This is a genomic window from Paenibacillus sp. sgz302190 (assembly GCF_059820445.1).
On record NZ_JBZYAO010000017.1, the window covers coordinates 1 to 14,242 of the forward strand.

Consider the following 14,242-nt stretch of genomic DNA (forward strand, 5'->3'; position numbering starts at 1 on the left):
CTACATTCACAATAGGAGATTTTTTAATGATCCACCAGATAAAAGTATCAATAAAATACAATTTTAGGAACATTTTGAAACAAAATTTTTCATGTCAGGTTTGATGCAAAGCTAGTGGGAAATACCTGCACTTTTGCAGGTTTTCTCCCTGCCAAGCCGCTTCCTGCCCAGTTATGCAGTTCCACGACCTCCATCGGGAGAGGTGCGCGTTGGGGCCGCAACTGGTTCCCCTAACACTAACAAAGTGCCGCGACTTTCGCAGTTTTCACCCCGGACCAGCCCGCCAAGCCGCCGCATGACCACCCGCCGTGCAGCACTGCAACCCGCGCCGGGCCACGGTGTTCATCGAATCTATACTTGAGCGTTACTTGGAAGACTCCTTCCGCCAGCAGTGAGAATTACCGAGTAAAATCGCTCCAGTAATCAACGGGCCGCTTCATGGCTGATCGAATTGGAATTGAGCAGTCCAAAAGGTTTTGAGCGTGTTGGCCCCATAGAGCCCGCCTTCTACTCCTTTGAACAGATTGGCGTTTTGCTACGTTAAATCGTTACTCGTAGTTGGATACTTCGATCAGATTAAGGTCTGGGTCGCGGAAATATATCGATCGGATGGTTCCCACGGCTCCTGTTCGAGTTACCGGACCTTCTTCGATCTTTACGTTGCACTGTCTCAGATGGGTTATGACATCTTGCAGCTGCGTTTCCGCTATAAAACATAAGTCGGCCGTTCCCGGCAGCGGCGTATTCGCCTTCGGCTCGAATTCTTTTCCCCGCTCATGCAGGTTGATCTTTTGCCTTCCAAAACGCAAAGCGTAGCGCAGGTCGCCAAATTGCACGACTTCCATTCCGAGCACCGTTTCATAGAACGCTGCCGTCTTTTGGATATCGCTTACTGTCAGCACCAAATGATCCAGCCGATCAATTTTCATAAAATATCCCCTTCCTTTTTCATTATCCGTGTTGGGACTGATACAGGCCGGCCGTAGACGTTTTTGAGAGCCTGGCCGCAAATATAAGTGCGATCAACAGAAATCCTATGATCATCCCCACGACCCCGCTCCACCCGAACAAGGTCCAAAATTGCCCGCCTGCTGTTCCTCCGATACTTGACCCCGCATAGTAAAAAAACAGGTAGAGCGACGAAGCCTGCGCTTTATTGCGGAAAGCAATGCGCCCCACCCAGCCGCTGGCGACGGAGTGGCTTCCGAAGAAGCCGAACGTCAAAATCGGCAGCCCTGCAATTTTAACCCACAGGTCGGCATCTAACGTTAGACAGGCTCCCGCCATCGTAATGAGCAAAGAGAGCATCAGCACTTTGGGGAGGCCGTACTTTTGCGCCAGCTTCGCCATCCATATTGAGCTTACCATACCTACGAGAAATACGATAAAAACCCACCCGACTAACGTCTGACTTAAGGAGTACGGCGGGGCTGCCAACACGTAGCCGATGTAGTTGTACAAGGCGACGTTGCTTCCGAGGATAAGAAAACCGATGCCGAACAAGCAAAGCATACCCGGATTTTTCAAATGATGGAGCAAAGAGGCGAACAGCTTGCCGATTTCCGGCGAGCGGGAATGAAAATTGCGAGAGTTCGGCAAACTCGCCCAAAAAATCAAACTGGCCGCAAGACTGATGAAGCTTATCGCGCCCATTGCAGCATGCCAGTTGAACAAGTCCGACAACGTGGCGGCAATGATTCTGCCGCAAACGGCTCCGAGGGAATTGCCGCTAATATAAAGCCCTATCGCCCCGCCGAGGCTTTTGGGCTCAATTTCTTCCCCCAGGTAAGCCATGGCGATGGATGGAAGCCCGCCCAAGGCGATTCCCTGAACGACTCGCACCACCAGCAAAACTTCAAAAGTAGTGCTGAAAGCGGTCAAAATGGACAAAGCGGAAGCGGCCATCATCGAGATCAGCATGATAGGCTTTCGGCCCCACACTTCCGACAAGGAACCGAAAAACAGCATGCTTACCGCCAGCGATATCGTCGTCACGGAAAGAGACAGACTGGCCATTGCAGGCGTAATGTGAAACTCCTTCGTAAATTCGGGCATCAACGGCTGCGTGCTGTAAAGAATAGCAAACGTATTGAACCCGGCTGCGAAAAATGCAAAATTGGATTTTCGAAAGGCGGACGTGCCTTTTTGAATGTAACTCATCTTGGATGAAGCCTCCCCGAACTCTTTCTATTCTTGGATTGCTGCCTCCCGAAATCCTTCGCTCCATGGATGAACTTATCGGTTCTGCTCTTGACTCCATACTATCATTGACTTTTTATGATGTATAATATATTATTTTCATTATTTTAATGCGTTTGGGTAATGAATTGGACAAATGATGATCCAGAGGTGAGCATGAATGGAGTGGCAGCAGCTCGAATATTTTCAAACCCTGGCACGTTTGCAGCATATGACGCGAGCGGCGGAAACGATGTCGATCTCCCAACCGGCCCTGAGCCGTTCCATTGCCCGACTGGAAAATGAACTCGGCGTCCCTCTTTTTGAACGTCAAGGGCGCTCCATTCGCTTAAACCGGTATGGTAGCCTGTTTCTAGCGCGTGTGAATCGTATTATGAAAGAATTTCAGGAAGGTAAGCAAGAGATCCAGGAACTCGTCGATCCACAACGTGGGGAGATCTCACTCGGCTTCCTCCATACACTCGGTACGAATCTTGTTCCGGATTTAATCGGCTCTTTCCGCACGCATCATCCTAATATCAACTTTCAACTGCGGCAAAACCACTCCTACTGGCTTCTTGAGCAGCTGAAACAAGGAGAATTGGATCTCTGCCTGCTTGCTTCTTTTGAGCCTAAATCGCCGATTCAGTGGATGCCTCTATGGAGCGAGGAACTTTTTGCCATCGTTCCCAAAGGGCACCCCTTATCGAATCGAGAGAGTATTGCATTAGGCGAAATCGCAGATGAGTCGTTCATCTCTTTGAAAAAGGGCTATGCGCTCCGAATCACCACCGATCAGTTGTTTATTCAAGCGGGAATAAGCCCCAAAATAACGTTCGAGGGAGAAGAAGTAGCCACTGTCGCAGGGCTTGTCGCTGCCGGACTGGGCGTCTCGCTCCTACCCGATCTCAAAGGCTTGGATCAAAGTAAAATAGCAAAAATTCGCGTAAACTGGCCCGAATGCAGGCGCATTATCGGAATGGCCTGGGTAGAGGGCATGTACGTATCCCCCGCAGTTCTGCGCTTCAAGCAGTTTGTGACGGACCATTTTATCGGAGCGAATGAATAGGAAAAAGAGGCCGTTGCAGCGTGCCTCTTTTTTATGTTTATCTCTAGTTCCCAAAGCTAGCTTTGCCGGATGAAGTCCGCGATGAGGCGCCCGACTTCGTTCGGCGCGTCTTCCAGGCAGTAATGGCCTACGCCCGCGAGCCGATGGACGGGAGCGTTCGGGAACAGCGCGGTGAAGAGCGGCAGGAAATGCTCGGCATGGAGCGTGCGGTCGGCCTCGCCCCAGATCGCGAGCGCCGGCTTCGCGCAGATGACGCGCACCGCTGCAGCGTCGGGCGTCTCAAATCGGTGCGCGCCGGTGGCGAAGCCCTTCGCCCAGCCGATCGCACCGAGACAGTCGGCAGGGCTGGCGAAACGCGAGCCGTAAGCCGCGAGCCAGGTGCCGGTGATCAGCGCGTTGTTTTCGAAGCCGTTCAGCTTGAGCGTGCTTAAAATGTTGAAGCCGAGCTGGCCCAGAACAGTCTCGAGGGTCCCTTCCTTTTCAGCCCTCATGATCCATTGAAACCAAGGCGAGATGCCGCCATTTGCGGTCATCCTGTCGACGAGGTCAGGCTGGCCGAACGGCGTTGGCCCGTTGGTCGAGATCAGACGGCGGATGCGGTTCGGATGACGCGACGCGAGACCCATGCCTACCGGCCCGCCAAAATCGTGCATGACGAGGGTGATGTCTCGCAAGTCGAGCGCCAGGACAAACCACTCGAGATTGTCGATATGATCCTGCAGCCAGTAGCTGCGGTCCTGCGGCGTCTCGCTTTTGCCGAAGCCCATATGGTCAGGGACGATGACGCGGTAATCCTTGCTCAGCACCGGGATAAGATGCCGAAAAAGATAGCCCCACGTCGGCTCGCCGTGAAGGCAGAGAATCGTCTCGCCTTCGCGCGGCCCTTCGTCGACATAGTGCATGGCGAAGCCGGGAGCGTCAGTGAAGTGCGGAGCGAACGGAAAGCTGCCGTCGAAATCGTTCAGCTTGTCATTGTCAATAGCCGGATTTTGAGTCATTGGGCATCTCCTTTAAATGTCGTTTTTTACCAAGCCGGGAACCCGTGGGCTCCCTTATGTCAACGCTTCAGGCGTCAGATGCCGGGTGAACGCCCAGAACAATAGGGCGAGAGCGCTGATTGCCGCACCCAGCAGACACACTCCGGTCCATCCGGCCCATGCATACACGACCGTCGAGACAATCGAACCGATGGCGCTGCCGATGGAATAGAAAATCATATAACCGGCGGTAAGCCGGCTATGGGCTTCCGGGCGCACGCTGTAGATCAAGCTCTGATTTGCGACGTGTACGGCCTGCAGCCCGAGGTCGAAGGCGATAACACCGACGGTCAACGCCCATAACGAATGCATCGTCAAACCGACCGGCAGCCAGGACGCCAGCATGATGAGCAGCCCGACGCCTGTGACCCATTGACTCAAACCGCGATCCGCCAGCTGCCCCGCCCGAGCCGCCCCTAATGCACCTGCTGCCCCCGCCAGGCCAAACAACCCGATCTCCGTATGCGAAAGCGAAAGCGGCGGTTCGCTGAGAGGAAATACCATCGGAGTCCATAATATCGAGGTCGAGGTAAAAATCAGCAGAGCGATCAAAGCGCGTATGCCCAGTATCGGCTCCTCAACGAACAACGTGAAAACCGAGCGCAATAACTGCGGATAAGAGGTTGAAACCTTCACCTTGTCGCGCGCCGGCAGCACTTGGAACAAAAGACCCGTTATGAGCAGCGTCAGCGCCGCAGAAATAAAATAAATCATACGCCAGCCGGCAAGGTCGGCCATTAAACCTGCCACGGTCCGCGCGAGCAAAATACCGATTACAATGCCGCTAGTCACAGTCCCGACTACACGGCCGCGTTCGGCTGGTAGAGCCAGCACTGCCGAGTACGCTACAAGCACCTGCGTCACGACTGCAAGCAAACCGACTGCGGCACTGCCCGCCAACAGCAGCGTGTTGTTGGGGGCGATGCCAACTACGGTCAGTGCCAGCACGGATAGCAGCGACTGAATGACGATCAACCTGCGACGATTCAACAAATCGCCAAGCGGAACAAGCAGCAGCAGACCTAGCGCATAACCGATCTGAGTTATGGTAACAACAATGCCAACGGTCGACTGGTTGATGCCGAATTCGCTCGCCATGGCGTCGAGCAGCGGCTGGGCGTAGTAGACGTTGGCAACGGCGAGCCCGCAGGCGACCGCAAACAGCAGCGCCACCGAGCGCGGCAACGATACGGCGGAGCCTGATTCGAACGCGGCGGTCTCTTCCCGTTTCGCTTCAAGCCCGATGCCGCTGGAATTTCCGTTCGCGCTCTCCACGCTATTTTCAAGCCTCTCCATATTTTCACACTCCTCAAGTCTCGGGTTGTTCGAGCGAACCCTGCATTTATTGTGACGAGTACCTTGTTTGCCCGTAATTTCTCGCTCATTATCGCATTTGCAGCATCTCCTTTGACGATTACGTACCGAACAATATAATATACCAATCAGTACAAAATTGTCATAACCAAATATAGCTCGCTCAAACGCATGATGTCAAGCATAAAGCACTGAAATTTGACATTATATCCTGTAAATAATAAGATCATAATATACTAAACGATACGAAAAGGGGATTTCATATGGTACGGCCCCGGGCATTTGACGAAGAAAAAGCTTTGCATGCAGCTATGGAAATATTTTGGGAAAAAGGGTACGAAGCTACCTCATTAAGCGATTTGACGTCCGGAATGGGCATTCAACGACCTAGCATTTACGCGGCATTCGGAGATAAAAAAGAACTTTTTGAAGCCGCGCTCCGCAAATACAATCAATCCCATGCTTCCTCCGTCCGCGCCCGATTTCAAAACAGTTCATCCGTAAAAGAAGCGTTTCGCTCCTTTTTTGAAGGCATTGTGGCGGAAGTATACGAGGAAGGCCCTAACCGGGGGTGTTTTTGCCTCAATGTCATGGTTGAACTTGCGCCGCATGACGCAAAATTTGAAGTGCTTACCCGGGAACATCAGATGTATCTTTCCGCAATTTTTCAAGAAGCCATTGAACAGGGCATACGAACCGGGGAGCTTGAGAAAGCTGCGAATGCAAAAACTTTGGCGCAAACAATGGTCATTTCAATGATCGGACTTACCGTATTGATGAAATCCCGACCCGAACGGTCATTTGCGGAAAATAGCGTAGCGACGATACTTACATTGCTCAAGTAAATCGGCAATGGAGAAACCCATATGCCAGAGCCGGTCGAACATCTGACTGGCTGCGCGAAAAAAACCTGCAAAAATACAGTTTTTGCTCAATGGATACGCTAGCCCACGGCATATTCCCGCACAATCGTGCAGGCTTTTCGCCGAAACGAACCATTTTTACAGAAAAACCTGCACTTTCCAGCTGCCCGGGCAAGTCACGAAACCCCGTGAGGGCTAGGGGAACGAGTGTGGCTAATTTGAGGGACAGCCGCTTTTTCCCGGTGCAGCCGTGGAACTGGACGAATGGGCAGAAAGCAGATTGCGAGGGAGAAAACCTGCGAAAGTGCAGGTTTTTCTTCTGCAATTGGCTTGTTTTGGCGAAAAGCCTGCAAAAGTGCAGGAATTTTCGCTGAAAGTGAACCTGAGCCCATGTCCCCGCTGAAAAGCCTGCACTTTTGCAGGAATTGTTCGTGGACAGCGATCAAGGACGCAAATTCATGTATTTTTGCAGGTTTTCTCCCTGCCAAGTCGCCTCGTTCCTCCCCACTCAACCCCGTACCCCATGCAGGAGAGACGCGGGTCAGGGAAGACAGCTTTGCCCCTCTGGTACCTCTAACCGGTCACTTCATCAACAGTCCCTAATCTCGCCTTAACCGTCACGGTTTCGGACAAGGGTTACCGCTTCTCGGCGGAGACGATAAGATCTCCTTGGGTCACGTCAACCGACTTTCCCCCGAATCCAGTCCTCCTAACTTCCGAAGCCATCGGTGGTATTGGACGTCCCCATCTCTTGCAGGGTCATCCGGCTTCGTCAGCCAACTTGGCGTGCCGCCTGTTCCGGGGTTTGCCTTCGCATCCTCTGCACCTCTCCTCACGGACAAAGCACTATGCGTCAGCTATGCACTTCCGCCACCTCGCGGTGTGCTGGAGACTTTCACTCTTTAGCCGGATGCGCTGCCAAGCGCACAAAAGGCTTTCCTCAAGGGTTTTCTCCCTTTTGGAAAGCCTCGTCCGAAACGATGAACGCTGCAACTGTTACACGCGCGAAGCGATGTCAGTTGTCAGCTTGATTACTTTCGCGTACTTGCCAGTCCTCCATTAACTTTGAAAATTCCGCGAACTCGTTAGTCCTCCATTAGCTTTAAAAATCGGCCGTCTTCCCGGTCTCAACCTTGCTCCTCAAAATGAGCAGTCCTTGACCGAGCAGCGCCGCAGTTGCAAGACAGCCTGCCAAATACGGAAGCTGGGAAGGCGTTAAGCCGATGAGCAGGATGCCCCCGCCAAGCGAAGCGCCGACAGAGCTGCCCAAATAATTGGCCGAGCTGTTCAGCGCAACGGCCGACGGCCCGTGCCGGGGCTGCAGCCGCAGCAGAACATGCTGTTGCGGAGCCTGCGATGCCCACCCGGTCATGCCCCACAGGAAGAAGGGGATGAAACCCAGCAGCAAGTGACCGATGCCGAACGGCAGACTGAACATGGCCAGAGCCATGATCGCCAAAATGCCGGCCATCAGCGCTCCCGGCTTTCGGGTACGGTCAATCAACGGGCCGATGAACAAGCTGCCGACGACGCCCCCGATTCCCCATGCCCAGAGATAAGCCGTAATGTTGCGAATGCCCGCCAGCTCCTGCAGAATAGCGGCTGCATAGGTGTATAATCCCAGGCTGGCCACGCTGGTCAAAAATGTAACGCCCACCGTGGCCGCCACCCGCCCGTCCGCCATCATTCCCAGCCGCTGGCGCAGGCTTGGAGGTGCGGCTGCAGGAAAATCCGGGAAGCGGAGCATGATTCCGGCGATAGCTGCGGCGCCGAACGCCGTAACGGCCCACAGCGTCCCCCGCCAGCCTGCCTGTTCGGCAATCATCAGCCCGATGGGCACGCCGATGACGGTGCCCATGCTCATGCCGCCCAGCGTCGCTCCGAGCGCCCTCCCCCGCTTCTCCGGCGCAACCAGGGAGGCCGCGGCTGCGGCGGCTAATGGAGAATACAGGCCTGCGCCGATGCCTGCTGCCGCCCGCGAGAGAAGCAGCAGCGCAAAGCTGGGAGCTAAAGCTGTCGCAGCATTGGACAGCGTGAACACGGCAAGCGCGATCAAAAGAATCCGCCGCACCGGTTTGCCCGCCAGCAAAGCCGCGAAAATGGGGGCGGCAAGCGCATAGCAGAGTGTGAAAATGCTGACAGCCTGCCCGAGCTGTGAGGCGCTGAGCCGGAAATCGGCTTCCATCAGCGGAAGCAGCCCGGCAAGCACATAGGCGTCAAGCCCGAGTGCGAACATGCCGAATGAAAGAAGCAGCACTTTTTGCATGTCTATTTTCCTCGCTGTTTTCAAGATAGGTGGACCGCCCGGCCTTCGCTTCAGCTTCAACTTCAGCTTCAGCTTTAGCCAAGGCGCTCCCAGTTGCTTTCGTCATAGTAAGATTCTCTTTCCGCTCCTACCACATACTGTACCGGCCCAAGCGTTCTTGAGCCGCGCTCGATCGTGTTCAGCAGCTTTTGCAAATTGAGCGCCGTCCGCAGATCGGCAAACGGTTGGGAAGGATTTGTACCGCTCTGTACAAAATGCGCGGCGTCCGCCGCCAACCGGCTGAGCTTGCGGATGGTATGGAGCTCCGGCTTGGTCTTTTCGCCCTCCGTCCGGATATCCAGGATGACCCTGTCCCCTGCCGGCGTCTTCTCCCATACCCGCAGCTGATCGAAATCCCATGCAGGCGTATCGTAGATCAGCGCCGCATACACGAGCCGGTTGTCGGGCGAGGCAAAAACAAAATCGATCTCCCGCTTGCGGATAACGTTCACGAAGCTGCTGTACCCCGTGACGACGGCCCCTTGAAGCTCGGCGGCAATCGAGGCGCTATCCAGCACTTCGTCGCCCGAGACGGAGAAATCCGAGCGAATCCCTTGGCTTTCTTTCAATTGAAGCTCCGCCTCCGGCGCGCATATCCATTGAACAAGATCAAGCGGGTGAATAATCTCGCTGATCACGCCGCTGGTCGGCCTGAGGTCATGAATCCGGTCTTTGCCCCAGTAAAAATTAGCCCGTATAAGCCGCAGCCGGCCCCTGCTCACATACTGCTTCAAGGCGATGGTGGCGTCGGAATAACGCTCTACCAGGTCCAGGCAGAAGCCCGACGCGCTTTTCAAACTCGATGCCAGCAAATCCAGATTGTCCTGCACGCCGGCAAACGGCTTCTCGCTGATGACAAAACCCGAATAACCGTTCAGCTGGCGGATCACCTCCCCGTGATTGCCGTCATTGACGCTGACCACGACAATCTGCGGTTGGAAGTCCTCAAGCGCCTTGGCAATGTGATGGTAATAGCGAACATCTTGACGGCGGTGCCTTCTGCTCACGTAGGCGACCTCTATTTTTTCTTTACCCGGCAGTTCCAGATGTTTGAAGGCATTGTAAAACCGCGTCCCCGCATACCCCAAGCCGATAATCAGCACTTTCATCATTCATCCCTCTTTCTTCACAGTTGTTTGTACAAAAGATCTTCGCCCGTTACCTCAAATCCCAGCCTTTCGTATAAATGTTTGGCAGCGTCCGTCGTTTGCAGGACGATTTTCCCGACTTCCCGCTCCCGGAACCACGCCAATACGTACTCCATCACCTGCTCCGCCACTCCCTGTCTGCGCCACTGAAGATCCACAACGACAGATTGAATCCAGCCGGAACGTCCGTTCAAAATGCCTTTCATAGGCGCTCTTTCGTCAATAATGCCGATGGCGCAAGCGACGATTTCGTCCTTCTCCCCCAGAGCCGCTGCGGCAACAAGCACATGGGGGTTATCCCGGATGTTTTTGCGCAGCCACTGGCGGTAACTGTTCTGCCATGCGGCCTCCTCTTCCGGAGATTGGGCCGCGTAATGCCCCTCTCCTCCGCTAAGAAGATGCTTTCTCAGCTCGATCAGCCGCTCGATATCCGATTCATCGGCTTTTCTGGGCACTGCCGGACTTTTCGTTTGCATGTTTCCCCGCCCCCTTAAAGCAGCTGCAAAGCCGGAGTCAGGATTTCAAAATGCTCGAAAACCTCGACGAGTCCGTCAGCAAGATTGCGAATTTGTTCATCCGTATGGTTAGGCGTAACGTTCACCCGAAACCGTTCTGTACCTGCGGGCACCGTCGGGGAATTGATAGGTTGGAGGTAAATTCCATGTTTGTCCAGCAAACGCTTCGCGGCAGCTTTGCATTTCTCCGCATCTCCGATCCGTACGGGCAAAATGTGCGTTTCGCTCGATTCCATAACCGGAATGCCCCGCAACGCGAGAGCTCTCCGCAGCTTCTGCGTTTTCTCGTGCAGGCTGCTTCTCTCCCGCTCCGACCGCTTCAGATGCTCCACGCTTGTCAGGCAGGCGGCGACGATGGCCGGCGGCAGTGAAGTCGTGAAAATAAAGCCGGAAGCGAAAGAGCGGACCGTATCGATCAAAATCGCCGAAGACGCGATAAAACCGCCGATAACGCCGATCGCTTTAGCCATGGTGCCCTGAATAAAATCGATCTGATCCGCCGCGCCAAGCTGGGCGGCGATACCGGCTCCCCGCGGACCGTACATGCCTATGGCATGCACCTCGTCGAGGAAAGTCAGCGCGTTGTATTGTTTGGCCAGAGCGGCGATTTCCCGTATAGGAGCCACATCGCCATCCATGGAGTATACCGATTCGAACACAATGATCTTCGCCCTCTCCCTCGGTACGGATGCCAGCAGTTCCTCAAGGTGCCGAACATCGTTGTGCCGGAAAACGAGCTTATCCGCCTTGGAAGCGCTGATTCCGTTAATGATGGAGGCGTGATTCAGCTGATCCGACAATATGAGGCAATCGGGAAAAATATGCGTCAGGCATTGAATGGTCGCATCGTTGGAGCCGTAGCCGGTCGGAAATACCAATGCGGCTTCTTTGCCGTGCCACTCGGCTAATGACGCCTCCAGCTCCGCATAGTAGTGGTGGGTTCCCCCGATATTTCTGGAGCCTCCCGAGCCCGCCCCATACAGTTCGATCGCCTCGTGCATAGCCTTCAGAACCTCCGGGTGCTGCGACATGCCCAAATAATCATTGCTGCACCATACAACTACGGAGCGGTCCTCCTGCCGGTTGACGTTGGCCAGCGGATACCGCGAACATAGACGGTTGATCGTCACAAACTCCCGGTAGTGACCTTTGCTTTTAAGTTGGTTAACCTTTTGTTCAGCGAGCTCAGCGTACATGTTCATCCCTCCACGGATTTTTCTTTTTTAGAGCAATTCTTAGTTGGATTAACCTGAATTTACCATCTTATATCCTATTTATCAAATAGGAATTATCTATTTTGGATCTTGCAAAATCTATCGTCTCTTCGGCAAAATCCGGCTTCTCGCCGCCAAACAGCCCCATACTTAAATAGCGTTCGCCCGCATCCGGCGCCAATGCCAAGACGCGCTTGCCTTGGCCAAGCTTCCGGGCGACCCGGAGCGCCGCCCATACGGCGGCCCCGGTGGAAGGGCCGGCAAGAATGCCTTCCTGCCGGGCAAGCTCCCGGGCCGTCTGCCAGGCATGATCGTCGGAGATGTGAATGATGCCGTCCACGATGTCCGTATTGAGCACCTCGGGGCGGTGCGGCGGGCTGATGCCGTAGATTTTGTGCTCGCCCGGTTTTTCGCCTTCAATGACTTTCGAGTTCTCCGATTCGACCAAATAGATTTGCACTCCGGGCAAAGCTTCCTTGAGCCTCCCGCCGACGCCCGTGATCGTCCCGCCGGTTCCCGAGGCAGCGACAAAGCTGTCCAGGATGCCGTCCGTTTGGTCCAAAATTTCTTCCGCCGTCGTCAGCCGGTGAATCGCCGGATTGGCCGGATTTTCGGCTTGATGGGCGACAAAGCTGTTCGGCGTTGCCCGGTGATGCTGTTCCACACGCTCTTTGACCGCATCGATGTCTTCGTCCGCCGGAAACGTAACGATTTCGGCGCCGAAAGCGCGGAGCAGGTCGAACCGTTCCCGATTGTATTTCTCCCCGATATAGATGATCGTCTTATAGCCGAGCACCGCTCCAATGGCGGCCAGGCCGATCCCCGTATTGCCGCTCGTCAGCTCGATAATCGTGCCGCCGGGCTGCAGGAGGCCGTCCTTCTCCGCCTGCCGGATGATCCCGTACGCCGTACGGTCCTTCACGCTGCCGCCGGGATTGAACCACTCCAGCTTCAAATAGAGCTCGGCATCGTCCGCGCCGGTCAGCTTGTTAATACGGACGATCGGCGTGCGGCCGATCAGGTCGAGAATACTGCCGCACAGCTTCTCCCTGTTTCCCATGCTTCATCCCTCATTTCTTTTGCTCCGGAACGACAATCGGACTGCCGTCGTCCGGCAGATGGCAGGATGGAAGCCCGTCCGCCGTTCCCGCTGCCTGGACAGCACCCGCCGCCGGCACTTTGGCGAATATCGCATGCGGGAGAACCCGATACGCGGCTCCCAACGCCGTTAAAGCAGCGGCGGCGATCAACATTTTACGGACTGTTCTCATATCCGCACCCCCTTCGCATTATTTCCCGTTAAAATCGGGAATCGCTTTGAAAATCAGACGATCCGCCAGCGCCTTCTCGTCCGTGGAAGCATCGAGCACGCCTTGTTCCTTCTGGGCATTGATAAAAAATTTGGCATTGTCGACAGCCGTATTCACGCTCGGTTTCCAGTAATAGTCTTTCAGCAGCTTTTCGTTCGTAGCCAGGTCGGCGCCGACCAGCTTGTTGTCGACTTCCAGCTGCGCGGCTTCCGTCTGATGCGTGCCCACCCATTCTGCGGCTTTCAGTATAGCGCGCGTATAGGCGGCGGCTTTCTCCGGGTCCTTCTTCGCCAGCTCGCCGCTGACGAAAGAATAGCAGCAATAGCCCGACTTGTACGGCTCATCGTGCGCATTGCTGAGGATGCGGACGTATTTGTTCTCGTCGATCGACTTCTGGGCGGCGGGGTCCCATACGATGAATGCGTCGATCTCTTTTTTCTCTGCGGCGGTCACGAGCTGATCGGACGGATAGACGCGCCACTCCACGTCTTTCTTCGGATCGATGCCCAGCTTTTTCAGCTCGATGGACAGCGTAATCATCGGACCGCCGCCGATCGCGTCGACGCCAATCTTTTTGCCCTTGAGGTCCTTCACCGCGGCGATGCCGGAATTCGCCGGCGCGACGGCCTGGATGCAGCCGGCGTGCAGTCCGCCAGTCAGCTTCACGTCCAGCCCTTGCTCGGCAGGCTTGAACCAGGAGAAATTCCCCTGCGTCGCATCCACTTTTCCTGTGGCGATGCCGTTTTTCAGCGTGTTGAAATCCATCTTCTGCATGACGGGCTCCAAGCCTTCCGCCTCGAAAAACCCTTTCTTCCAGGCGGCAAAGGTCGGCGCTTCGCAGGTGCTGCTGGAGTAAGCGACCGTAATTTTGCTGCCTGTCTTGAATCCGGCCTTCTTGACGCCGGAATCGGCCGCCGCTGCGCTCGCTTGCGGGGAATCCGCCGCCGGAGCCTGAGTCGGGCCCGAAGTTGGGCCTGCGCCGCAGGCCGTCAGCAGTTGGATCGCGATTGCGGCGGATGCCCCGCCGAAGATCGTTTTTTTGGCCGTCGTCAATTGTTTCATGCCCTGCCATCCCAACCTTTCCACGTTAAATTTGAACCTCGGATAAACGGCTTACTCCGCCCTGTTTGGGCCGAGAGCGCGTCTATCAACGCAAAAAAACCAAATCCTTATCCCCCTGAAGGAGAAAAGAATTCGGTTTCCAGCGAACCGGTCAACCAATTCCGAGTAAGCCAATCGCAATTAATACCAACATCTGGGATTTATTCTAGGCATTGTTCCGGCACCTG

Annotated in this window: 14 protein-coding genes; 2 read left to right on the top strand and 12 right to left on the bottom strand. The window is 54.9% G+C overall.

What is annotated here, in order from left to right:
• Positions 1 to 548 precede the first annotated feature (548 nt).
• Positions 549 to 929, bottom strand: coding sequence for a VOC family protein (locus AC6RNO_RS19240; RefSeq protein WP_497106406.1), 381 nt, complete (start codon positions 927 to 929; stop codon positions 549 to 551).
• A 22-nt stretch (positions 930 to 951) separates the two neighbouring features.
• The gene (locus tag AC6RNO_RS19245; RefSeq protein WP_497106407.1) at positions 952 to 2,160 is read right to left on the bottom strand and encodes an MFS transporter; all 1,209 of its coding nucleotides are present in this window, start codon (positions 2,158 to 2,160) and stop codon (positions 952 to 954) included.
• 199 nt (positions 2,161 to 2,359) lie between these two features.
• Between AC6RNO_RS19245 and AC6RNO_RS19250 the strand changes: the two genes are divergently transcribed.
• The gene (locus tag AC6RNO_RS19250; protein WP_488436194.1) at positions 2,360 to 3,247 is read left to right on the top strand and encodes a LysR family transcriptional regulator; all 888 of its coding nucleotides are present in this window, start codon (positions 2,360 to 2,362) and stop codon (positions 3,245 to 3,247) included.
• Between the two features lie 56 nt (positions 3,248 to 3,303).
• Here AC6RNO_RS19250 and AC6RNO_RS19255 read toward each other — a convergent pair whose 3' ends face one another.
• Together AC6RNO_RS19255 and AC6RNO_RS19260 are read right to left on the bottom strand one after the other, a co-directional pair.
• Positions 3,304 to 4,245, bottom strand: coding sequence for an alpha/beta fold hydrolase (locus AC6RNO_RS19255; protein ID WP_488436195.1), 942 nt, complete (start codon positions 4,243 to 4,245; stop codon positions 3,304 to 3,306).
• Positions 4,246 to 4,299: 54 nt separating this feature from the next.
• A complete protein-coding gene (locus AC6RNO_RS19260) occupies positions 4,300 to 5,580 on the bottom strand; it encodes an MFS transporter (RefSeq protein WP_497106408.1) in 1,281 nt (426 codons plus the stop codon).
• A gap of 281 nt (positions 5,581 to 5,861) precedes the next feature.
• Between AC6RNO_RS19260 and AC6RNO_RS19265 the strand changes: the two genes are divergently transcribed.
• A complete protein-coding gene (locus AC6RNO_RS19265) occupies positions 5,862 to 6,443 on the top strand; it encodes a TetR family transcriptional regulator (protein WP_497106409.1) in 582 nt (193 codons plus the stop codon).
• Positions 6,444 to 6,637: 194 nt separating this feature from the next.
• Here AC6RNO_RS19265 and AC6RNO_RS19270 read toward each other — a convergent pair whose 3' ends face one another.
• The 8 genes from AC6RNO_RS19270 to AC6RNO_RS19305 all read right to left on the bottom strand — a co-directional run bounded on the left by AC6RNO_RS19270 (position 6,638) and on the right by AC6RNO_RS19305 (position 14,015).
• Positions 6,638 to 6,949 (bottom strand): hypothetical protein, encoded by a 312-nt coding sequence (locus AC6RNO_RS19270; protein ID WP_497106410.1) that lies wholly within the window; start codon positions 6,947 to 6,949, stop codon positions 6,638 to 6,640.
• 614 nt (positions 6,950 to 7,563) lie between these two features.
• Entirely contained in the window at positions 7,564 to 8,727 is a 1,164-nt protein-coding gene (locus tag AC6RNO_RS19275) for an MFS transporter (protein ID WP_497106498.1), read from the bottom strand.
• Between the two features lie 74 nt (positions 8,728 to 8,801).
• Positions 8,802 to 9,878 (bottom strand): Gfo/Idh/MocA family oxidoreductase, encoded by a 1,077-nt coding sequence (locus AC6RNO_RS19280; protein WP_497106411.1) that lies wholly within the window; start codon positions 9,876 to 9,878, stop codon positions 8,802 to 8,804.
• 14 nt (positions 9,879 to 9,892) lie between these two features.
• Positions 9,893 to 10,390, bottom strand: coding sequence for a GNAT family N-acetyltransferase (locus AC6RNO_RS19285; RefSeq protein ID WP_497106412.1), 498 nt, complete (start codon positions 10,388 to 10,390; stop codon positions 9,893 to 9,895).
• Between the two features lie 14 nt (positions 10,391 to 10,404).
• Positions 10,405 to 11,625 (bottom strand): 5-aminolevulinate synthase, encoded by a 1,221-nt coding sequence (hemA, locus tag AC6RNO_RS19290; protein ID WP_497106413.1) that lies wholly within the window; start codon positions 11,623 to 11,625, stop codon positions 10,405 to 10,407.
• A 67-nt stretch (positions 11,626 to 11,692) separates the two neighbouring features.
• A complete protein-coding gene (gene cysK, locus AC6RNO_RS19295) occupies positions 11,693 to 12,703 on the bottom strand; it encodes a cysteine synthase A (protein WP_497106414.1) in 1,011 nt (336 codons plus the stop codon).
• A gap of 10 nt (positions 12,704 to 12,713) precedes the next feature.
• Entirely contained in the window at positions 12,714 to 12,914 is a 201-nt protein-coding gene (locus AC6RNO_RS19300) for a hypothetical protein (RefSeq protein WP_497106415.1), read from the bottom strand.
• Between the two features lie 18 nt (positions 12,915 to 12,932).
• On the bottom strand, positions 12,933 to 14,015 hold the full coding sequence (locus tag AC6RNO_RS19305) for an ABC transporter substrate-binding protein (RefSeq protein ID WP_497106416.1): 1,083 nt from the start codon (positions 14,013 to 14,015) through the stop codon (positions 12,933 to 12,935).
• Positions 14,016 to 14,242 lie beyond the last annotated feature (227 nt).

What these genes read in the sequence shown, in the direction of transcription:
- AC6RNO_RS19300 (WP_497106415.1), bottom strand. Translation starts at nt 12,914, where the DNA reads ATGAGAACAGTCCGTAAAATGTTGATCGCCGCCGCTGCTTTAACGGCG.
- AC6RNO_RS19250 (WP_488436194.1), top strand. Translation starts at nt 2,360, where the DNA reads ATGGAGTGGCAGCAGCTCGAATATTTTCAAACCCTGGCACGTTTGCAG.
- hemA (WP_497106413.1), bottom strand. Translation starts at nt 11,625, where the DNA reads ATGTACGCTGAGCTCGCTGAACAAAAGGTTAACCAACTTAAAAGCAAA.
- AC6RNO_RS19275 (WP_497106498.1), bottom strand. Translation starts at nt 8,727, where the DNA reads ATGCAAAAAGTGCTGCTTCTTTCATTCGGCATGTTCGCACTCGGGCTT.
- AC6RNO_RS19255 (WP_488436195.1), bottom strand. Translation starts at nt 4,245, where the DNA reads ATGACTCAAAATCCGGCTATTGACAATGACAAGCTGAACGATTTCGAC.
- AC6RNO_RS19245 (WP_497106407.1), bottom strand. Translation starts at nt 2,160, where the DNA reads ATGAGTTACATTCAAAAAGGCACGTCCGCCTTTCGAAAATCCAATTTT.
- AC6RNO_RS19265 (WP_497106409.1), top strand. Translation starts at nt 5,862, where the DNA reads ATGGTACGGCCCCGGGCATTTGACGAAGAAAAAGCTTTGCATGCAGCT.
- AC6RNO_RS19260 (WP_497106408.1), bottom strand. Translation starts at nt 5,580, where the DNA reads ATGGAGAGGCTTGAAAATAGCGTGGAGAGCGCGAACGGAAATTCCAGC.
- AC6RNO_RS19305 (WP_497106416.1), bottom strand. Translation starts at nt 14,015, where the DNA reads ATGAAACAATTGACGACGGCCAAAAAAACGATCTTCGGCGGGGCATCC.
- AC6RNO_RS19280 (WP_497106411.1), bottom strand. Translation starts at nt 9,878, where the DNA reads ATGATGAAAGTGCTGATTATCGGCTTGGGGTATGCGGGGACGCGGTTT.
- AC6RNO_RS19285 (WP_497106412.1), bottom strand. Translation starts at nt 10,390, where the DNA reads ATGCAAACGAAAAGTCCGGCAGTGCCCAGAAAAGCCGATGAATCGGAT.
- AC6RNO_RS19240 (WP_497106406.1), bottom strand. Translation starts at nt 929, where the DNA reads ATGAAAATTGATCGGCTGGATCATTTGGTGCTGACAGTAAGCGATATC.
- cysK (WP_497106414.1), bottom strand. Translation starts at nt 12,703, where the DNA reads ATGGGAAACAGGGAGAAGCTGTGCGGCAGTATTCTCGACCTGATCGGC.